Origin of the sequence: Pseudomonas sp. WS 5146 (assembly GCF_012985495.1) — a bacterium.
Lineage (GTDB): Bacteria > Pseudomonadota > Gammaproteobacteria > Pseudomonadales > Pseudomonadaceae > Aquipseudomonas > Aquipseudomonas edaphica.
Genome location: NZ_JAAQWL010000009.1, coordinates 252,792 through 273,749 on the forward strand (window position 1 = coordinate 252,792; position 20,958 = coordinate 273,749).

Here is a 20,958-nt window from a genome sequence, read left to right on the forward strand (position 1 = left end):
GCGTCACCCAGGGTTAGCCGGCGACCGGGCTACGCCAGTCGTCCGAGCCGGAAGTACCTGCCACTTCGTGCGTCCAGATGATCTTGCGATAGGTGAAATGCACATCTTCCAAATGCGTGAAGTGCGCGTTTTCCGGTGCCTGGCAGTTGGGCATGCGTGACTGGATGTCCACGATGGTCGCACCCTCAAGCTCGATGGTGAAATAGTGCTCCTGGGTGCCGGCCGAGGAGGTGCGGAACCATTGCAGTTGGCATTTGACTTCTTCGCCACTGGTCAGCGCGCTGAACAGCAGGGGCGATGATTTATCGAAGACCTTGCTGATCATCAGCGGTTTGTGAACCCTTTGGCCGGTTGGCTGGCCGGATTGCGGGTCACGGGGAATGATCACTTGATGCGAAAAAGCCTGGACCAGGATCTGGTCTTCGTGGCCCTCCTGATAAATGTTGCCTACCGAGTCCTGGGTAAACGTGCCTGCCGTAATCAGTCCTTGTTTGACACCGGTGATCGAAAGGTATGCGGGTGTTGGCATGACGGGTTTCCTTGCCTGATGGTTGAAGTAGTGCCCAGCGGCAGTTGTGCCGGCTGGGCAAGTTCCTATAACAAGAAGCGTGCCTGAAATTAACAAGCCCAGTAAAAGCAGGGGGTTGCTTGTTATTGAGCTTGATTTCATTAAGGAGGTGGATGTTTTAATCCGATTTAAATGAAATTGGTTGCGCAGAAGTGTGCATTAATTTGCTCGTCTAGTTTTTTCGTGTGCTTATTGGAGGAGAGGGTTAATTGAGCATGGCGTGCTGGTTTTGCTGCGCAAAATGGTGCGCACGCCAATGATTTAGGGGGTTGTAGGAAAATCCTTAAGTGCCGATTTGACACTTGCCGGATGTTATTTGTCCGGCTAGTGTTTGCGAACTTCGTGGAGAGAGTGGCGAGGTTTTTATAATCGTGTTTTTTGCGCCTGAGTGTGCTTCAGGTGTGCAGAATTTAATTGTTTTAAATGGTGTGCGGCCCAAAATGGATTATTCAGGCGCTTTGTGTGGATATTATCTTGAACTTGCCTTGGCGCCCTGTTCGCAGGGTAACTTTGCAGGCAGCGATATGCGCTTTTCAAGTGAATATGAGGCCTTGGAGTCCGAGCTTGGCAAAGTGCAATCGATACATGTCAGCACCCAGCCGGACTGGCAGGAGGCCATGCACATCAGCGAGTGCCTGCTGCGTCAGCACACCAAGGATCTGCGGGTGGCGGCCTGGTTGACTTGGGCGCTGTACCAGCGTGAATCCTTGCCGGGGCTGGTGGCGGGCCTCGGGTTGATACGTCATTTATGCGAGCACCATTGGGCGGTTGTCTATCCGGCAAAATTACGTACCCGTGGCGCAGCACTGGGCTGGTTGGCGCTACGCCTGGAGCAGGTATTTGCACAAAGCTTTTCGCTCAAGGACCAGCAGCCATTGTTTCGCCGCATGCTTGAGCACCTGACGCACCTCGATGAGCTTTGGTCTGCGCATTTGAGTGATGAGGCACCGACGTTATTGCCGCTGCGCAGGCAATTGACGCAGCGCTTGGAGCAGGCCGTAGAAGTGGAGCTGTCAGAAGCCGGTTCGGCGCGTGTGACTGCTCAGGTCAAGCAGGCGACGACGCGGCTGCTGATCCCCGAGTCGGCAACGGGTCACGACAAAACGGGTAACCAGACGATAGCCAGTGAAAAAGAAGCCCACAAATCACTGCGCGCCTTACAGGAACATGGCCGGCACTTGTGCAACTGGTGGCTGCGCCAGGATGCGACCGACCTGCGCGCCTTGCGGCTTAACCGGACACTGACCTGGCTGGCACTCAACACCTACCCGGACGCTGACAGTGACCGGCTCACGGTGCTTCGTGGCCCGACGCCTGACAAGCTCAAGCGCTACCGGGAGCGTTTTGCCCAAGGGCATTACGGCGACCTGTTGCTTGAACTTGAGGCCAGCCTGGCGGGTGCGTTGTTCTGGTTTGACGGCTTGCGCATGGTCTGGGAATGCCTTGACGCCTTGCAGGCCGATCTGGCTAAGACCGAACTGGAAGTCAGCTTCGCGCTGTTATTGAAACGTTTGCCAGACCTGCCCGAATTCAAATTTCACGACGGTGCGCCGTTTGCCGATACCGCCACCCGGGACTGGATCACGCTTCAGGTCGCTCGACACTTGCAGCCGCCTGCGCCGTCCGGCGTGGTTGTGGATGCCAACGCCGAACCCTGGGAAGCGGCCTTGCAAGAGGTCATGCCCAGGTTGCGTAAGGACGGGCTCAAGGAGGCAATACGCGAACTCAAGCAGGGCATGCACACCGCACGCAGCGAGCGCGCGCGTTTTCATTGGCGTCTGGCACTGGCGCGGTTGTGCGTATCGGCAGGCAAGCAAGCGCTGGCGAAGGTGCAGCTGGAAGACTTGGACCACGAGCTTCAGCGCGCCGGTCTGGATCGCTGGGAGCCGGAACTGGCACTGCAGGTTGCGCAGCTTTTGTATCGCTGTTGCGAGCTTTTGCCGCAAAGCCAGGCCATACGCGAGCGTAAGGAAACTACCCACCGAAGGCTCTGCCACTTCGATGTTGAAGCGGTACTTGAATAGGCTTTTGAACCCCCTCGAAAAAAGGAGATTTACCGTGGCCAAAGAAGGTTCGGTAGCACCCAAGGAACGCATCAATATCACCTTCAAGCCCGCCGTCGGGGGCGCCCAGGAAGAGGTTGAGCTACCTCTGAAGTTGCTGGTGCTGGGTGACTTCGCCCAGCGCGAAGACCCACGCAAGCTCGAAGACCGCAAGCCTATCGGTATCGACAAGAACACCTTTGATGACGTGCTGGCCAAACAGGCACTGGCGTTGACGCTAAGTGTGCCTAATCGCCTGCAGGAACTGCCCGATATCGAAGCACTGTCGATCCAGGTGCGGGTCAACTCGATGAAGGATTTTACCCCGGCGAACCTGGTCGAGCAGATCCCGGAGCTGCAAAAACTCATGGCGCTGCGTGAAGCACTGATGGCCCTCAAGGGGCCATTGGGTAACACGCCGAGCTTTCGCAAGGCGATCGAACAGGCGCTGGCGGATGACGACTCCCGCGCACGTGTATTGACCGAATTGGGGTTGAGTGACCCCACCGCCTGACATTTTCAGTAAAGGACACTGACGCCATGACCACCCAACAGCATCCGCTACCCACCCGAGTGGCTGACGAGCACAGCATTCTCGATACCATCATTGCCCAAACACTGCTGAGCGCCGATGACGAGGCCTACAGCATTGCCAAACGCGGTGTCTCGGCGTTTATCGAAGAGCTTGTCAAACCGCACAACAGCGGCGAGCCGGTCAAGAAGCGTCTGGTCGATCGAATGATCGCCGAGATCGACATGAAGCTCAGCGAGCAAATGGATGAAATTCTTCATCACCCGGATTTCCAGGCACTGGAAGCTTCGTGGAGAGGGTTGCAACTGCTCGTCGATCGCACCAATTTTCGCGAGAACATCAAGATCGAACTGCTGAACGTCTCACGACAGGACCTGCTGGACGATTTCGAAGACTCCCCGGAAACCACCCAGTCCGGGCTCTACAAGCATATCTACAGTGCCGAGTATGGTCAGTTCGGCGGCCAGCCCGTGGGCGCCATCATTGCCAACTACTTCCTTGGGCCCAGCGCGCCGGATGTGAAGCTGATGCAATACGTTTCCAGTGTTGCCTGCATGGCCCATGCACCGTTTATTGCCGCCGCAGGGCCGAGCTTTTTCGGTTTGGAAAGCTTTACCGGTCTGCCTGACATGAAGGACCTCAAGGATCATTTCGAGGGGCCGCAATTTGCCAAATGGCAAAGCTTTCGTCAGAGCGAAGACGCTCGTTACATTGGCCTGACCGTGCCGCGGTTCCTGTTGCGTACCCCTTACGATCCCCTTGAGTGCCCGGTCAAGACATTTGCCTACCAGGAAAACGTGGTCAACAGCCACGAACACTATTTGTGGGGCAATACCGCGTTTGCCTTTGCCACCCGGCTGACGGACAGTTTTGCCCGGTTTCGCTGGTGCCCGAACATTATCGGCCCGCAAAGCGGTGGGACAGTGGAAGACCTGCCCCTGCATCATTTCCAGAGCATGGGTGAAATTGAAACCAAGATCCCGACCGAAGTGCTGGTCTCTGACCGTCGCGAGTACGAACTCGCACAGGAAGGTTTTATTGCCCTGACCATGCGCAAAGGCAGTGATAACGCGGCGTTCTTTTCCGCCAGTTCAGTACAAAAACCCAAGTATTTCGGCAGCAGTGCCGAGGGCAAGGAAGCTGAGTTGAATTACCGCCTGGGAACACAACTGCCCTACATGATGGTGGTCAACCGGCTGGCGCATTATCTCAAGGTGTTGCAGCGTGAGCAGTTGGGTTCATGGAAGGAGCGTACCGACCTTGAGCTGGAGCTCAACAAATGGATTCGCCAATACGTTGCCGACCAGGAAAACCCCAGCGCCGAAGTGCGTGGGCGGCGCCCATTGCGGGCTGCCCGCATCGTGGTCAGTGATGTTGAGGGCGAACCTGGCTGGTACCGCGTTAACCTCAGTGTGCGACCGCACTTCAAGTACATGGGCGCGGACTTCACCCTGTCCCTCGTCGGCAAACTCGACAAAGAATGAGAAAGGGGCAGGGGATACCCGACTATCGCAGCCTTTTTGAGCGTCTCGAAGGCCTGGCACCCGCCAGGGCCGGAAGTGTAGCGTCGATTGCCGCGCACTTGGAGAACATGCTCGGCACACGTGCAGGCAGTGTCTTGACGCTGCCGGACTATGGGCTGCCCGACCTCAATGACATGCGCTTGAGCCTGCATGAGTCATTGAGTCAGTCGCGCCTGTCGATTGAGCGTTTCATCCAGGTTTACGAACCACGTCTTTCGAATGTGTGTGTCAGGGGCTTACCCGATACCGGCAACCCCTTGGTCCTGGCGTTTGTGATTGAGGCAACACTGCTCATCGACGGCGTTATGCAACCAGTGGTTTTTAACGCGCAGTTGGCCGGTGGTGGTCGGGTTGAGGTACTGCCTGATGTCCTTTAACCACTTTTACCAAAGTGAGCTCAGTGCCTTGCGCCAACTTGGGCGGCGTTTTGCTGAACGCAACCCAGCCTTGGCACCTTTTCTCGCCGACTCAGGCCAGGACCCGGATGTAGAGCGTCTATTGGAAGGCTTCGCCTTTCTGACCGGGCGCTTGCGCCAGAAGCTTGCCGACGAGCTTCCAGAGCTGACTCACTCATTGATGCATCTGCTGTGGCCCAACTATATGCGGCCACTGCCGGCGTTCAGTATCTTGCAATTTGACCCGTTGAAACATGCGTGCACCACGGTGAGCGTAGAACGGGACACGCCGGTTGAAAGCGTGCTGGTCAATGGTGAGCGCTGCCGCTTTCGTACCTGCTACGCCACCCAGGTGCTGGCGTTGCAACTGAGTCGCCTGGAGTACGTGTCCCAGGGAGCACAAACGCTCCTCAACCTGCATATGGAGATGAGCGTCGAGGGCAATTTGAGCCAGTTGGCGTTCGATCAATTGCGTTTGCACCTGGCGGGTGATCGACAGGTGAGCCAAGGCTTGTACCTGAGCTTGTTGCGTCATCTGGAAGGCATCGAATTGCGGCTCTTTGACCACGAAGGGGTTGTGATCAAGGATCGCGATGGCCAGCCGTTGTCGCTGCGGCTTGCTGCAAGCCAGGTAAAACCGGTGGGGTTCGATGAGGAGCATGCACTGATTCCCTATCCCGCCAACACCTTTTGCGGTTATCGCCATCTGCAGGAATATTTTGCGTTTACGGACAAGTATCTGTTTGTCGATGTACTGGGGCTGGATGCGTTAGAGGCGTTGCCAAATGAATTGCGCAAGCAGGCGAGATGTATAGAGCTGCGTTTCAAGTTAAACCACCCCGCGCATGCGGCGCATCGCCCCACTCTGGACAACGTAAAGCTGTATTGCACGCCGATTGCCAACCTGTTCAAGCACGACGCGGTGCCCATTCGCCTCGATGGCAAGCAGGATGAGTACCTGCTGCTGCCGGGTGGCATAGCGCGGGGCAATGCCGCGGTCTTTTCCGTGGACCAGGTGACCGGATGGCGCCCGGGTGGGCTGGGCTACCAGGCGTATGTGCCGTTCGAATCCTTCGAGCATGGCAGTGGCAATGCCACTTCGGCGCGCACGCCCAGCTACAGCATTCGTCAGCGCTCGTCGGTGCAAAGTGCCGAACTGGATACCTGGTTGAGTTTTGGCACTGGCCCAGGCAATGAGCAGGAAACCCTTTCGATTGAATTGACCTGCACCAACCACAACTTGCCACGGCTGCTGCAGGTGGGAGAGATCAATCAGCCCTGTGAACAAACCCCGGAATTCCTGACGTTTCGCAATATCTGTGCGCCGACGGCAAGCTTTGCTCCGCCTTTGGACCAGGACTTCCTCTGGAAACTGATCAGCAACATGTCGCTCAACTACCTCTCGTTGACCGATACCCGTGCCTTGAAAGTCATCCTCCAGACATACGACTTGCCGCGCTATCACGATCGACAGGCTCACAACGTCAGCCAGCGAAGACTGGATGCGTTGAAGTCCATCCGTCATCAAGCCGTCGATCGAATACATCGTGGGCTGCCGATACGCGGCCTGCAGGTCGACTTGAGTATTGACGTCAACGGCTTTGCCGGCCAGGGCGACCTGTTTGTCTTCGCCTCAGCACTCAATGAGTTTTTTGCCCTATACGCCGGCCTCAATTCGTATCACGAACTGCGGGTCACCAGCACACAAGGAGACGTGTATCTATGGCCACCCCGGATGGGTCGGCAGGCCCTGCTTTGACTGCTCTAGCACGCACAATTCGCGAGTATTCGTTATTCCAGGCGGTACTGCAGGTGATCGAGCGCCTGCGCGACAGCCATCCTTCACTGGATGACGACGCGTTATATGACCTGCTCGAGTTCCAGGCCAACCCAAGCTTGGGTTTCCCTGGGCACGACATTGACCGGGTGGTTTTTTTTGTCGAGCACGGACAGTTACGCGCGCGCCTGCGTCTTAACGTGCTCGGCTTGTTTGGCGCCGGTTCGCCATTGCCTGGGTTTTATCAAGAGCAGGCGAGTGGCAGCGTCAGCCGTGGCTTTCTCGACGTATTTCACCACCGCCTGCAGAGGTTGATGTTGCCGATCTGGCGTAAGTATCGCTATCGAGCGAGTTTTCGCACCGACGCCAGTGATGCTTTTTCCGCGCAGATGTTTGCGCTGGTCGGGCTGGGCAGTCGCCAGATTCGAGACGCGGCGCAATTGGACTGCAAGCGGTTGTTGCCGTACCTGGGGCTGCTGAGCCTGCGAGCGCATTCGGCAACGTTGATCGAAACGGTGCTGCGCCATTACTTCAAGCACAGTCGTTTGTTCATTGAACAATGGGTTGAACGCACGGTGGTCATCGCCCAACAGCAACGCAATCAACTCGGTACGGCCAATAACGTGCTTGGCGAAGACCTGCTGCTCGGGCACCGGGTTGCCGATCGTAGCGGCAAGTTCAGGGTGCATGTCGAGGGCTTGAGCTGGCAGCGCTTTCACACGTTTCTACCCGCCGGCAGCGCGTGCAAACCGTTGTGCTCGCTGGTTCGCCTGATGCTGCGGGTGCCATTGGACTATGACGTGCGCCTGGTACTGGCCGAGGGTGAAGTGCGGCCATTGCATATTGGCGAGCGCAACGTATGTCGTCTCGGTTGGACCAGTTGGTTGGGGTACGAGCGTGCCGAAGGTGTGGTCACTCTGGCCAGCCACTCTGATTAGGGACTGATGATTATGATGAATGTAGACCTGCAACAACTGATCCGGACCTTGACCCCGCAAACGCGCGTTGACTTGGCGCGGGCAGCTGAACGATGTGTTACGCGCGGTGGCAAGGAAGTGTTGGTTGAGGACCTGCTGCTGACACTGCTGGAACACCATGATGGTCCTTTGGCCAGGGCGCTGGCGGATGCCGAGATCGCTCCAGGCGAGCTTCAGGCCATGCTGCAGCTCAAAGGTGAACACAGTGCATCGCGCAGCCCGGTGTTTGCCCCGGCACTCGTGCAGTGGTTGCAACAAGCATTAATGGTTGGCCACCTTGAACTGGGGCAGGTTGAAGTCGATGCCGGTGCTTTATTGCTGGCACTTCTGCGCCATCCACTGCAACACGCGGGCAGTGGTTATCAGCAATTGCTGAGTCGTTTGGACGCGCAACGGGTGCTCGATTTTTTGTTGAGCCAGGGATCTGGAACTGGCCCTTTGCGACCAGGCGAGTCGCTGCTGGAGCGCTTTACCCACGACCTGACGCATCAAGCCCGCGAAGGCCGTATCGACCCGGTCCTTTGCCGCGACGCAGAGATCCGTCAATTGATCGATATCCTTGTGCGTCGGCGCAAGAACAACCCGATCCTGGTGGGAGACGCGGGCGTGGGTAAGACCGCCATCGTCGAAGGGCTCGCTTTGCGAGTGGTTGCCTCACAGGTGCCCGAGCCACTCAAGGGAGTACGCATAATGACCTTGGATATGGGCTTGTTGCAGGCCGGCGCCAGCATCAAGGGCGAGTTCGAACGGCGGCTCAAAGGTGTGATCGACGAGGTCAACGCCTCACCACAGGCCGTGATCCTGTTTATTGATGAGGCACATACCCTGGTGGGTGCCGGCGGGCAGGTGGGTGGAGGCGATGCCGCCAATTTGCTCAAGCCCGCCCTGGCGCGCGGTCAATTGCGCACAATCGCAGCCACGACCTGGTCCGAGTACAAAAAATACATCGAAAAAGACCCAGCGCTGGCACGGCGCTTCCAGCCGGTGAAGGTTGGCGAGCCGAGTGTGGCGGCGGCAGTTTCCATTTTGCGCGGGTTGGTGCCGGTGTATGAAGCCAGCCATGGCGTCTATGTACGCGACGATGCGGTGGTGGCGGCAGCGCAACTGAGCGCTCGTTACCTGGCGGGGCGCCAGTTGCCGGACAAGGCCGTCGATGTACTGGATACAGCCTGTGCGCAAGTGCGCATTAGCCTGACGGCGGCGCCTGAGGTGTTGCAGCAGCTGTGCGCTGAATTGGCCGAGGGCACACAGCAGCGCGTGGCGCTTGAGCGCGATGTTCAAGCAGGCTTGTCAGTTGACCAGTCAGCGTTGCAAACACTGGTCCGGCGTCTGGACGCCCTCGAGCTTGAGCGCCAGCAAGCCGAGCAGGGCTGGATGCAGCGTGAACAGCAGCAAGCCAGTCACGAGGTCTGCCCACGGGTGGTCGCTCAGGTCATCAGTGGCTGGACCGGTGTTCCGGTCGAGCAACTGGCGTTGGAGCACAGTGAGCGCATCCCGGGTTTTGCCGATGCCCTGCGCGAGCGAATTATTGGGCAGGAACCGGCGGTGCAGGCGCTTGATCGCAACCTGCGAGCGGTGGCTGCAGGCCTTAATAATCCTGAGGCCCCAGTAGGCGTATTTTTGCTGGCCGGCCCAAGCGGGGTCGGCAAGACCGAGACGGCGCTGGCGCTGGCGGACTTGCTGTACGGCGGCGAGCGGTTTGTGATCACGCTCAATATGTCGGAATACCAGGAGCAACACTCCCTGTCCCGATTGATCGGAGCGCCTCCCGGTTACATTGGATACGGCGAGGGCGGGGTGCTGACCGAGGCCGTGCGCCAGCGCCCCTATTCAGTGGTGCTGCTCGATGAAGTCGAGAAGGCCGACCCAGAGGTGCTGAACCTGTTCTACCAGGTCTTTGACAAGGGCTTGGCCAATGACGGTGAAGGTCGCGAAATCGACTTCCGTAACACGCTGATCCTGATGACGTCCAACCTGGGCAGCGATTGCATCACAGCACTGTGCGCCGATGGCCAGCGCCCTGATTCTGAGGTGCTGGAGGAAGTGATTCGCCCCGTATTGCGCGCTCACTTCAAGCCGGCTCTGCTTGCCCGGATGCGTGTCGTGCCGTATTACCCGCTCGCAGGCGAACGGTTACAGGACGTGGCAAGGCTCAAGCTTGCGCGCCTTGGCCAACGGCTGCACACGCGTGAACTGGTGTTCAGCTACAGCGCCGAACTGGTCACGCACATGGTCGAACGCTGTATGCACCAGGACAGTGGCGCGCGTTATATCGACCAGTGGATCGAATCCCACCTGCTGCCGCAGATCGTTGATCGCCTGCTCAGTGCGATGGCCGTTGGCGAATCCCTCTCTGCCACCCACGCGACGCTGGATGGCCGCGGTGTGCCTGTGTGTGAGTTCAGCCAATGACGCACAGCACATTCAAGCCGTTGCCTGGTCCGCAGGCCTGCACCGACCAACTGCTGGGCTGGTTCACCCGCCTGGGATTTGAGCGTGAGGAATCGACGTTGGCGCAGCTTTGCGTCACGGCCGCTGCGCAGTTGAGCGAGTGTGACCTGTGCCAACTGTATGCGCGGGAGGAAACCACCGGCCAGTTGGGGCTGATCGCTCAATACTTTCCTGACGGGGAACCCTCAGGCGAGCGGGCTGCAACTGTGGAGGTTCAACACCAGCAGTTATTGCACTACGTCCTTAACCAGGGGCGGGAGCTGACCATTGATGAACTGTGCAACAGCGCCTATGACAGCGGTTTTCTGCCCGTAGCGACGTTGCCTTGGCACGCGCTGACATGCCTGCCCTTGTTCAACCGGAGCAAGGCGGTGTGCGGCGTCCTGCTTTGTGCCAGCCTGCGCCCGACGCACTTGCAGGGCTACGCCGTGTCGTTGGGCCAACTGGGTAGCTTTGCCCTCGGCCAATTAACTCTGCGCCGGCTTGCCCATCCTGGGCGCATCACTGCGGTTGCCCAGCGCTGTGCGCCCGTCACAGGCGGCTATGGCTTGATCGGCAACAGCACCGCGATGGAAGCGACCTGTCACCTCATCGGCAAGGTTGTGCAGGCGCCTTTTACCGTGCTGTTGCACGGTGAAACCGGCACTGGCAAGGAGGTGGTGGCGCGTGCGATTCACGCCGCCGGCCCGCGCAGCACGCGAGCGTTTGTCGTGCAAAACTGCGCAGCCTTCCCTGAGGGCTTGCTGGAGAGTGAGCTGTTCGGCTACCGCAAAGGCGCGTTTACCGGTGCGGAGCGTAACTATGCTGGGCTATTTGACGCGGCTGATGGCGGCACACTGCTGCTGGATGAGATTGGCGATATGCCACTCTCCCTGCAGGCAAAGCTGCTGAGAGTTCTACAAGAAGGTGAGGTGCGCCCCCTGGGCGCCAATACCGCCCACAAGGTCGACGTGCGAATCATCGCCGCCACCCATCGCGACCTGCTGGCAATGGTCAGCCAGGGGACTTTTCGCGAGGACCTCTATTACCGATTGGCACAGTTCCCTATCCAATTACCGGCCTTGCGTGAGCGTGACGGTGATGTGCTGCAGCTTGCCCGGCACTTTGCTGAAAAGGTCTGCGCGGCACTCGAAAAACCGGTGGTCAGTTGGTCCAGTGCCGCGCTTGATCAGCTCTCCGGCCACGCCTTCCCAGGCAATGTGCGTGAGCTCAAATGCCTGGTGGAACGGGCGGTGCTGCTGTGTGATGACGGGGTGATTTTACCTGAGCACCTGTCGCTGTCGTCGGCTCCCGCGGGTACGACCGCCGAAGCGACTCTGCGTCAGCGCCTGGAGCGGGTGGAACGGGTCTTTCTGATCGATTGCCTGCACAAGAACCGTGGTAATCGAACGCGCACCGCGCGTGAACTTGGGGTCGCGCGTCGCACGCTGCTGTACCGGCTTGCGCGTTTGAATATCCCCATGGGCGCGTCTCGAGGGGAATGCTGAATGGCGTATTCACGCTGGCGTGCTAATGGGCTCTGCGATGCCCCGCTTGTTTTATCTACCAGGGAGAACCCCGATGCCTGATCGTCCATGGCGAGCCGTACTGCTTGTGTTGTGTTTGCTGAGCGGTTGCAGCGCCAATTATGTGTTTGATGACGCTGACTATCGTCCTTTGGGTGACTCCCAAGCGACCCGTCGCGGCCAATGAAATGGAGCCTTTCATGCAATTAGTGCTTGAAGTGTGTGATGGCGGGGGCGATGAGCCGCCACCGCGCAAGGTGTTCGATGGAGTGGGCGGCGTGGTCGGTCGTGGAGCCGGTTGCGACTGGAGTATTCCTGACCCCAGTCGCTTGCTTTCCAGTCACCACGGGTTGATCGCGTACCGTGACGCGCGTTATTTCCTGACGGATATCAGCAGTAACGGTATCCGTGCGGTGAGCAGTGGCAAGTCGCTGCAAAAGGGGCAGGCGCGGTTGATCGTGGAGGGTGATGTTTTCCAGTTGGGGCCATTTGCTATCCGTGCGCGGTTGATTGAGCGCGTGGCGTCGCATCGCCAGCCACTATCCACTGCGGGCGGGGTGATACCCGATGATGCTTACCTGGGCCTGGACCCCGTTCAAGAATGGGATCGCCAGTCGATGCACGGCGCAACGCCGTGCGAACTGGACGCCTTGAACGACGTGCAAGAGGCACCGAGTGCCTGGATGTCTGGTGACGGTGTTGAGCGCGACTACCTGACCTTACCTGCACAGGCAGACGTTTTGGTAGAGAGGGTCGAACCTGTCTTGCCTGACTCGCAGGCGCCCGAGGCTTACGAAGTGTTCTGGGCGCAGTTCGCCAAAGCGTTGGGCGTCAGTGCGCATGCGCTCGATTGCGCTGGCCGCGAGGCGTTGGCGATTAAGGTTGCGGGTTTACTCAGGCACGCGATTGATGGGTTGCAACAGAACCTGCGCACTCACGACGAACTGCACAACGAATTGGACCTGGACGCGAGCACCTTGATCAAACGTCCGAACGCGTTGAAAGACAGCCTGTGCATTGACTCTGCGTTGGCGTCGTTGCTGGGCACGGGCGAGTTGGCGCAACCCTGCGCCGAAGCGGCCATTACGCAGGTGTACCGGCAAATGCAAGTGCATCAGGTCGCGCTGCTCGTTGCATGCCGCACGGCGCTGCGCACCTCGTTGGCGACGTTTGCCCCCGGTCACTTGCTGGCCAGTTTTGAGCGCGATGACAAGGTGCCGAGGTTCTTTGCCGACAGGGCGCATTGGCGGGCCTACCAGCGCCACTATCACCGATTGGTCGAAGCAGATGCACTGAACACGGGCCCGTTGCGCGGCGATTTTGCCAAGGCCTATGAGGAGCAGGTACGCCTGGCCTCAGCCTTGTTTGCCACACCGCCAGGAGGATGCCCATGACCCGTGTCACCCTACCTCTTTTGGTTGTATTGGTGCTGCTGGGTGGTTGCAGCAACCTGTCACCGTTTTCCACATTGACCAAGCTCGACTTGACGCTGGCCGCCAGTGACGAAGTGAACCCCGACCTGCATGGGCGCCCCTCGCCGGTGGTGGTGCAGCTTTTTGAACTCAAGCATCCAGTGGCATTCGAAAACGCAGATTTTTTTACCCTGTATGGGCATGCCGAGCAGGCGCTGCCCAAAGACTGGGTGAGCAGCGAGGAGCTGGAGCTGCGCCCCGGCGAGCAGGTGGCCCTCAAGCTCAGGAGCGAACCGCAAAGCCGTTACGTGGGCATCATTGCGGCGTACCGCGATTTACCCCATGTGCAATGGCGCTGGGTGCTGGCGCTGGCGCCACAGCAAGTCACAAGAGCACACCTGGTGCTTGACCAGGCGGGTATCCGTGCTGGCGACCCGCTCGCCAGCCTGGAGGAGAACTGATATGCAGGCTCATAAAGTCATCTGGCAGGAAGGGATGTTGCTGCGCCCCCAGCACCTGCAACATAACGACCGTTATTACCATCAGCAGCTTAATCGAACTCGCTTGCTGGGCAGTGATGCCTGGGGTTTCCTGAGCCTGGACATCGATCTGCAATACCTGAACCTGGGCAAGCTGGTGGTCAATCAAGCCAGTGGCGTTTTGCCGGATGGCAGTCTTTTCGAGTTGACCACCGCCATGGCGCCACTGGTGCTGGAGGTGCCGGCCAACGCGGGTAGGCAATCGGTGTACCTGGCGTTACCGATGACGACCGGCAATCAGGTTGAAACCCGCACGCAGGAGGCGCCGGAGGTGTTGGCGCGCTACATCGCCTGTGACATTGAAGTGGCGGACTCCAATGCGGGCCGGGACGCTCGTTGCCAGATCAGTTGCGCACGGCCGGATTTGCGCCTGTTGCTGGGTGAGCAGCCGGGGGATGAGGTCTACGTGAAGCTGAAGATTGCCCAGGTGCTGGAATGCTCTGCTGAAGAGGGGCTGCGTATGGAGCCTGATTTTGCCCCGACATTTATTTATGTGCAGGGCTCGGGGTTTGTTTCGTCCTGCCTCAAAGAAGTGATCAGCCTGCTCGCCAGCCGGGGGGATGCGATTGCTGAGCGGATGGGCGGCAATGGCGCCACGGCGGGTGCGCAGATTGCGGACTTTTTGATGCTGCAACTGATCAATCGGACCGAGCCGGTGTTGCGCCATTATCTGGTGCAGGCGCAAGTGCGTTCAGAGGCGTTGTTCCGCGAGATGCTGTCGATACTGGGCGAACTGGCGACGTTTGCCAGCGACAGCAAACGTGCCACCCAGCAGGTGCGCTACCTCCACGGCGACCAGGGCGCGAGTTTTCGTGGGTTGATGGCGGGGTTGCGCACAGTGCTGTCGATGGTCTTTGAGCAGCATGCCCTGGAGCTGGTACTGCAACAGCGCCAGTATGGGGTAATGGTCTGCCCAGTGGCCGATCTCAAGCTGCTGGGCACCGCGACATTCATCCTGGCAGTCGCGGCTCAATGCGACTCGGAAGAACTGCGCCATCGTTTGCCGGCCCATCTGAAGATCGGTCCCGTAGAGCGCATCCGCGAACTGGTCAACCTGCACCTGGCGGGCATCAAGGTCAAACCACTGCCGGTGGCGCCCCGCCAGATCCCTTTTCATGCCGGTAAAACCTATTTCATGCTCGAACTCAGTGCCCGGGATATCGCGCAGTTGGAGCAATCGGGTGGTTTTGCGTTCCATGTCGGCGGCGAGTTCAGCGAGTTGGAACTGACCTTCTGGGCTATCAGGAATTGAACAGCATGAACATGGACAGTGATTACCCGCTGGATGAAAAAACCGTGTTGCTGGATCGTAACGGCCACGGCCCGGTACAGCGCCCGGTGACGGACTTTCCCTCGCCACCGCGTTTTGAACAGTTGGAAGACCGCATGGTCTACGCCGCCGCTGTGCAGGGCGCTCAACGTTTCAACGTGGGCCTTAACCCGCTGGTGACAGCGGCCTGGGAACTGATGTGCGAGGTGCTTGAACTTAAACTCAGCAGCGGTCGGGAAAACCTGCAGACGCTCAATGAGCGACTGGCCGCAAGCCTCACACGCTTCGAGGTCCGCGCCCAGCATGAAGGCATGGAAAGCGCTCAGGTGATTGCTGCTCGCTATGTGCTGTGCAGCGTCGTTGATGAAGCGGTAGTCACCACGGCGTGGGGAAGTCGCAGCGACTGGTCGAAGATCAGTCTGCTGAGCCGTTTTCACAACGAAACCTTTGGCGGCGAAAAGTTTTTCCAGCTGTTGGAGCGACTGTCTCGCGACCCCGTGAAGCACTTGGCCATGCTGGAACTGATGTACCTGTGCCTGTCGATGGGTTTTGAAGGCAAATACAGGGTCATGGAGCGCGGCGTGACCGAGCTTGAGGGCGTCCGTGACGCCTTGTATCGCCAGATAAGACACGTGCGTGGCGACCCGGTGTCTGTGTCCGCCTCTGTTCCCCGGCCGGAGCCGGCACGCCGCAAACGGCTGCGCACACTCTCCGCAACCTGGTGTGTGGCGTTGGGCTTGATCGCTTTGCTGGCGATGTATTCGGCAACTGCCTGGGTACTGGAGCAGGAGCGAGCCCATGCATTGCAATCCTTTCAATCTTCGGCGCCGGAACTGACTCCGACGCCCTTGTAACGCTGGGAACATTGAATGAACGCATTCTTCAAGGGCGCGGGCAACCTGCTGCGCATCGTTTGGGTATGGAGCTTGTTGCTGGTGCTTTCCAGCGCGTGCCTGGTGTGGTTTTTCGGGCCTGTGCTGGCGGTGGATGACCACCGGTTCTGGCAAGGTGCTACGGCTCGGCTCGTGACTATCAGCGGGCTGTTTCTGCTATGGGGGCTGGCGATGGTCATTGCGGGCGCACGCCACAGCGCAAGGTCCAAAATCGACGAAAGCCGGGCCGACCGTCAGCATCCGGGGCTGGTAGAGGATGAGCGCAAACAGGTACGCGCCCGTTTCAAGGACGCGCTGCACACCTTGAAAACATCTCGCCACTATTTCGGGCGCAGCGTGCGCTCACGCAACGAACTGCCCTGGTACTTGTTGATCGGACAGCGAGGCAGCGGCAAGAGCGCTTTGCTGGCAGCGAATGGCTTGCAGCGCCCGCCGGATCATCTTCAAACCGCATCATCAGGGGCCAGCGCCTACTGTGACTGGTTCTTCGCCGATCAGGGCGTCCTGATGGAGAGTGCCGGACGCTACCTGGACCAGCCCGACCGCGCGGTCGATGCCGCAGGTTGGTCAACATTACTCGGGCTGCTCAAGTCCAGGCGGCGAGTACGTCCACTCAACGGCGTGGTGGTGACGTTGTCGGTGGACACCCTGTTGGGCAGCAATGAGCATGATCTGGAGCGCCATGCACGGCATGTGCATTCCAGGTTACAAGATATCCAGCAGACGCTGCATATCGATATTCCGGTTTATCTGGTGCTGACCCACGCTGACCACATCCCAGGCTTTACCGCGTTTTTTGATACGCCGCACGACAGCGCCGCAGAGGGCGTACTCGGTGAGCTGATCACTGGCAGCCACACGGGTGTGCCTATGGCGCAGGTGCGTCAGGTGTTCGAAACGTTGCTGCAGCGCCTGAGTGGCGAACTGGTGCAGCGCCTGCACCAGGAGCGCAATGTCGAGCGCCGTGGCTGGATGCTGGGTTTTGTGCCCCAGGTGGCACGCATCGGTGAGCGTTTATGCCTGTTTATCGAAGTTGCGTTCTGCGCCCATCGCAATCAGCGCATCCAGGGGTTGCGAGGTTTCTATTTGACCTGTGCCGGTGAGCGGCACGAACGCTTTGTCCAAGGTCTTTTCAACCAGGTGATTTTCGCCGAGGCCGATATTGCGGGGCTGCACGCCGAGGAGCACCGACGCATTCGTTGGCAGCAGGCGGGATGGGCGAGCGCCGTAGCACTGGTCATCGGTGCGGCGGGCATGCTCTGGGTGCACAGCTATGGGATCAACCACCAACGCCTGGAGCTGTTGGCGCAGTTAGGTCAAGTTAATACGCCAGCCCCGGACGATGCGGACCATACGTTGGGGTTACTGACATTGCTGGACAATCGCCTGGCGGCCACCCGGGTGTTTCCGCCGGTGTCAGAGGCCGGCGTGCTGGAGAGAGCCGGACTGTTTCAGGGTGAAGTGAGCCGACCACCGTTGGTCAGTGCCTACAACGACGCCCTGCAGCAAATGGTCGCCCAGGTCGCTTCGCTGCTCGAAGCACAGGTGCGGTCGAGCCTTGGGGATCGTGAACGGTTACTGGATAACCTGCGCGCCTACCTGATGCTCAATCTGCGCGAGCGACGTGATGCCGGGTGGCTGGCGGAGCGCGTGGCGACTCGGTGGTCCGAGCGCTATGCCGGTGAGGCTTCGACGCAGGCGCGCCTGAGTGAGCACTTCGGCCGGCTGCTTGAACAACCTTTTGCCGCGCCACTCAATGATGAACTGGTCGCCCAGGCTCGCCAGGTGCTGCGCGGAGAGTCGCTGGCAGACGTGGTATATCGCGTGCTGCGCGAGCAATCGCACACGCTGGAGCCCAGCCGTCTCACCGACGGCACTGTGTTCATGGCGCTGGACCAACCGATTTCCGGGTTTTACAGCAAGCGCTATGTGCAGTATTTCGACCAGCAAGGCCCGCGATTGGTTAACGCGATTGTCCTGGACAATTGGGTGCTGGGGCAGGCGACTGACCTCAGTGCGATGGAGTTGCGCCGGTTGATAGTCGAGCTCGAACAGCGCTATTTCAGCGAGTACGCCGATGCGTGGAGCCAGGCCCTGGGCCAGATCCGATTACGCGAAACCGAAAACCTGCGCCAGGACGCCGAACAACTGGCGAGCCTCACCTCGGCGCAATCACCACTGGTGTTGTTGTTACAGCAGGTGCGTGAAAATACCCGTTTGCTATCCACTGATGACCCAATGTCAGCGGTGCCCCACGAGGCCGGTGACGTGGCGGCTATCGCTCAGTCGATGGCTGCCCGTGTACGCGCGGGTGTTTTGCCCAAGCCCACAGGCGATGACGCTGCAAGACGCGCCTTGCAACGCCGTTTCGAGCCTTTGCATCAACTGCTTGATGAGCAGCAAAACCCGGGTGAGCAACTGACCCAGGCGTTGCGCCAGCTTGATGCTGTGCACCTGCAAATGGCAGCGCTGAACCGCGAAGGGTCACCGGAGCAGGCGGCTTTCCAGATGGTGAAACGGCGTATGGAAGGGCAACAACCTGGGTTGGGACAGTTACGCGATATTGCCGCACGTTTGCCGCTGCCGCTCAAAGGTTGGGTCGAGGGCCTTGCCGACGACAGTTGGCGGCATTTGTTCGATGAGGCCTATACGCATGTGAACCAACGCTACCAGAGCGAGGTGTATAGCCTGTATGCCAAGGCTATTCGCCAGCGTTACCCGTTCAATGCCCATGCCAGCAGCGACGTGGCCCTGGGCGACTTCGAGGAGTTTTTTAAACCCCAGGGCGTGCTGGCAAGGTTCCATGAAACCTACCTGCGCCCGTTTATCAGCGCCGACGGCGGGCGTTATCGCTTGCGCGGCCTGGAAGGCCAGAGCCTGCCAATGTCGCGCGCGCTGCTGGAACAACTCGGCAAAGCGCAGACCATTCGCCGTGGTTTTTTTGGTGGCGACCCAGGCGAGTTGTCGGTTCGATTTACGTTGGCACCTTATAGCCTGGATCAGGCGGTCAGCCGCGCGGTGTTGAGCTTTGGCGGTCAGCAGTTGGAGTACCGTCATGGGCCGATTGTGCCTGTGACGTTCCAGTGGCCCAGCGAGGTGGAAAATGGTCGCAGCAGCCTGGTATTGGAACGAGGTGCACAGCGGCCGTTGGGCATCGAGAAGAACAGCGGTGCCTGGTCGTTGTTCCGGTTTTTTGACTTGCTGCACAGCGAGCCCGCCAGTGGGCGCGATGCGCAAATACTCAAGTCCGACCTCGCTGGTTTGCGTGCCAATTACCTGTTGGTCAGCCAGCGCACACCCAGCCCGTTTCAGATGGACACGTGGCGCACGTTCCGTTTGCCGGAGCGGCTGTGACCGCGCCGCAAGCCGCCGCAAACAGCGCGGCACGTACTCAACGTGGCAAGGCCAGGCAGCGCAACGAAGATGCGTTCCTCGACTGCCCCCAACAAGGTTGCTGGGCGGTTGCCGACGGTATGGGCGGCCACCGGGCCGGACACAGGGCCAGCCAATGGGTGGTCGACAGCCTTGCCGCGTTGCCGGTCCACGGTACGTTCGATCAGCGCATCGATGCGGTGCGGCGATGCCTGCAACGGCTCAATCAGTGTTGGGGGGATAACACCTCACCGCCGGCCGCAGGTCGCGACGACAGGATGGGCAGTACCGTGGTGGTCCTGCTGCTGGAGGGCCGGCGCGCAGCGTGTATCTGGGCGGGGGACAGCCGCTGTTACCTGTGGCGAGGCGGGCGGTTGTATCAGCTGTCGCGCGATCACTCACTGCTGCGCCAATTGATGGATGAGCAGCGATTGAGCCTGGCGCAGGCCCAGGCGCATCCCGACGCCAGGGCATTGACCCGCGCCGTAGGCGCGCGGCACCCGCTGAAACTCGAGGTGCTGGAGTTGGGCGCGCACCCAGGCGATGTGTTTGTGCTGTGCAGTGACGGTATGTACCAGGCGATGACGCACGCCGAGCTGGGCAGCGCCATGGACAGCGGTACGCCGCAACAGGTGGTGGCGCGGCTGTTCACGGCGGCGCTACGCGGGCCGGCGCGGGATGACCTGACGGCCGTGGTGGTGCGCGTATGACCACGGCACCTGGCATGCCCACCTTGCTGGCGGGGCGTTATCACCTGGAGCGCGTGTTGGGCTCGGGCGGCATGGGTGTGGTCTACCGGGCGCGCGACCTGCTGCATGAGCAGTTTGGCGAGCCCTGTTCCAGCGTGGCAATCAAGGTGCTCGGTGAGAATCTCCGCCTGGCGCCCGATGCCCATGTGCTGCTCTACAGCGAGTTTGCCCTGACCCGCAGCCTGCAGCATGAGCGCGTGGTACGCATGTTTACGTTCGAGGTGGATATCAGCAGCCAGATTGCGTTTTTCAGCATGGAGTTGATGCACGGCATGACCCTGGACCGGCTGCTGCTGGAGTGTCCCGATGGCTTGCCCTGGTGTGAGTTGCAGCCTCTGGCTGTGCAACTGCTGGATGCCGTGGCGTATGTGCATCGTCAAGGTGTGCTGCATGGTGATGTGAAACCGGTGAATATCATGGTGGGTGAAGAGGGTATTCGTTTGTTCGATTTCGGCCTCGGGCAGGCGACGGCAGAGGCGATGGCAGGGCTGGCGAGTGTGTGTCGCGACCGGTTCAATGCCTGGACAGCGGCTTATGCTGCGCCGGAGTTGTTGGCGGGCGGTGCATTGACGGCGAGTGCTGATCTGTATGCGGTGGCGTGTGTGGTGTATGAGTTGGCCCATGGCAAACGCTTGGGCGAGCGTCGGGCCACTGAGCGGCTGGAGCGCCCCCGCCAGCTGCCCGCAGCGTGCTGGCCAGCCTTGCGCTTGGCGTTGGCGATGGATCCTGAGCGCCGAACGATCAGCGTGGAGGCGTTGGGCGAGGTTATGGCGCGTTGTCGATGGCGCTGGTTCAGGTAGCTATGGGTGCCTGCCAAGGTATCGATTTGGCCTACGCTGTGTATCGGTTGTTCTGTGGGAGCTGGCTTGTCGAATCGTCGCACCGCTGCGATGCAGACACCTCGGTGTGTCAGGTGCACCGAGTTGATGCCATCGCAGGCAAGCCAGCTCCCA

16 protein-coding genes are annotated in these 20,958 nt (G+C 59.6%); 15 read left to right on the forward strand and 1 reads right to left on the reverse strand.

The genetic code is table 11. The features are described 5' to 3' along the window. Positions 1 to 13 precede the first annotated feature (13 nt). Positions 14 to 529, reverse strand: coding sequence for an Hcp family type VI secretion system effector (locus tag HBO41_RS22440; protein WP_017136833.1), 516 nt, complete (start codon positions 527 to 529; stop codon positions 14 to 16). 479 nt (positions 530 to 1,008) lie between these two features. Between HBO41_RS22440 and tssA the strand changes: the two genes are divergently transcribed. The 15 genes from tssA to HBO41_RS22515 all read left to right on the forward strand — a co-directional run bounded on the left by tssA (position 1,009) and on the right by HBO41_RS22515 (position 20,805). Beyond that, positions 1,009 to 2,592 (forward strand): type VI secretion system protein TssA, encoded by a 1,584-nt coding sequence (tssA, locus tag HBO41_RS22445; protein ID WP_169987830.1) that lies wholly within the window; start codon positions 1,009 to 1,011, stop codon positions 2,590 to 2,592. Positions 2,593 to 2,626: 34 nt separating this feature from the next. Continuing rightward, a complete protein-coding gene (tssB, locus tag HBO41_RS22450) occupies positions 2,627 to 3,124 on the forward strand; it encodes a type VI secretion system contractile sheath small subunit (protein WP_017136831.1) in 498 nt (165 codons plus the stop codon). Positions 3,125 to 3,150: 26 nt separating this feature from the next. Next, entirely contained in the window at positions 3,151 to 4,626 is a 1,476-nt protein-coding gene (gene tssC, locus HBO41_RS22455) for a type VI secretion system contractile sheath large subunit (RefSeq protein WP_017136830.1), read from the forward strand. Next, positions 4,623 to 5,042 carry a type VI secretion system baseplate subunit TssE gene (gene tssE, locus HBO41_RS22460; RefSeq protein WP_178110997.1) on the forward strand — a complete coding sequence of 140 codons (420 nt, stop codon included), beginning with the start codon at positions 4,623 to 4,625 and terminating at the stop codon, positions 5,040 to 5,042. The genes tssC and tssE overlap by 4 nt, the downstream gene beginning before the upstream one ends. After that, positions 5,032 to 6,819, forward strand: coding sequence for a type VI secretion system baseplate subunit TssF (tssF, locus tag HBO41_RS22465; protein WP_099547822.1), 1,788 nt, complete (start codon positions 5,032 to 5,034; stop codon positions 6,817 to 6,819). The genes tssE and tssF overlap by 11 nt, the downstream gene beginning before the upstream one ends. Further along, positions 6,783 to 7,775, forward strand: coding sequence for a type VI secretion system baseplate subunit TssG (gene tssG / locus HBO41_RS22470; RefSeq protein WP_169987781.1), 993 nt, complete (start codon positions 6,783 to 6,785; stop codon positions 7,773 to 7,775). The genes tssF and tssG overlap by 37 nt, the downstream gene beginning before the upstream one ends. 6 nt (positions 7,776 to 7,781) lie before the next feature. Then, positions 7,782 to 10,226, forward strand: a complete 2,445-nt coding sequence (locus HBO41_RS22475) for an AAA family ATPase (protein ID WP_262380473.1) — start codon at positions 7,782 to 7,784, stop codon at positions 10,224 to 10,226. Then, entirely contained in the window at positions 10,223 to 11,752 is a 1,530-nt protein-coding gene (locus tag HBO41_RS22480) for a sigma-54-dependent Fis family transcriptional regulator (RefSeq protein ID WP_169987787.1), read from the forward strand. The genes HBO41_RS22475 and HBO41_RS22480 overlap by 4 nt, the downstream gene beginning before the upstream one ends. A 218-nt stretch (positions 11,753 to 11,970) precedes the next feature. Further along, on the forward strand, positions 11,971 to 13,164 hold the full coding sequence (gene tagH / locus HBO41_RS22485) for a type VI secretion system-associated FHA domain protein TagH (RefSeq protein ID WP_169987789.1): 1,194 nt from the start codon (positions 11,971 to 11,973) through the stop codon (positions 13,162 to 13,164). After that, entirely contained in the window at positions 13,161 to 13,643 is a 483-nt protein-coding gene (gene tssJ / locus HBO41_RS22490) for a type VI secretion system lipoprotein TssJ (RefSeq protein WP_169987792.1), read from the forward strand. Before tagH ends, tssJ begins: the two co-directional genes overlap by 4 nt. Before the next feature lies 1 nt (position 13,644). Next, entirely contained in the window at positions 13,645 to 14,973 is a 1,329-nt protein-coding gene (gene tssK, locus HBO41_RS22495; protein ID WP_169987794.1) for a type VI secretion system baseplate subunit TssK, read from the forward strand. A 5-nt stretch (positions 14,974 to 14,978) separates the two neighbouring features. Further along, positions 14,979 to 15,845 carry a type IVB secretion system protein IcmH/DotU gene (icmH, locus tag HBO41_RS22500; protein ID WP_099547826.1) on the forward strand — a complete coding sequence of 289 codons (867 nt, stop codon included), beginning with the start codon at positions 14,979 to 14,981 and terminating at the stop codon, positions 15,843 to 15,845. A gap of 15 nt (positions 15,846 to 15,860) precedes the next feature. Continuing rightward, on the forward strand, positions 15,861 to 19,238 hold the full coding sequence (tssM, locus tag HBO41_RS22505; RefSeq protein ID WP_169987797.1) for a type VI secretion system membrane subunit TssM: 3,378 nt from the start codon (positions 15,861 to 15,863) through the stop codon (positions 19,236 to 19,238). Further along, entirely contained in the window at positions 19,235 to 19,966 is a 732-nt protein-coding gene (locus HBO41_RS22510) for a PP2C family serine/threonine-protein phosphatase (protein WP_099547828.1), read from the forward strand. Before tssM ends, HBO41_RS22510 begins: the two co-directional genes overlap by 4 nt. Beyond that, entirely contained in the window at positions 19,963 to 20,805 is an 843-nt protein-coding gene (locus HBO41_RS22515; RefSeq protein WP_017136818.1) for a serine/threonine-protein kinase, read from the forward strand. The genes HBO41_RS22510 and HBO41_RS22515 overlap by 4 nt, the downstream gene beginning before the upstream one ends. Positions 20,806 to 20,958 lie beyond the last annotated feature (153 nt).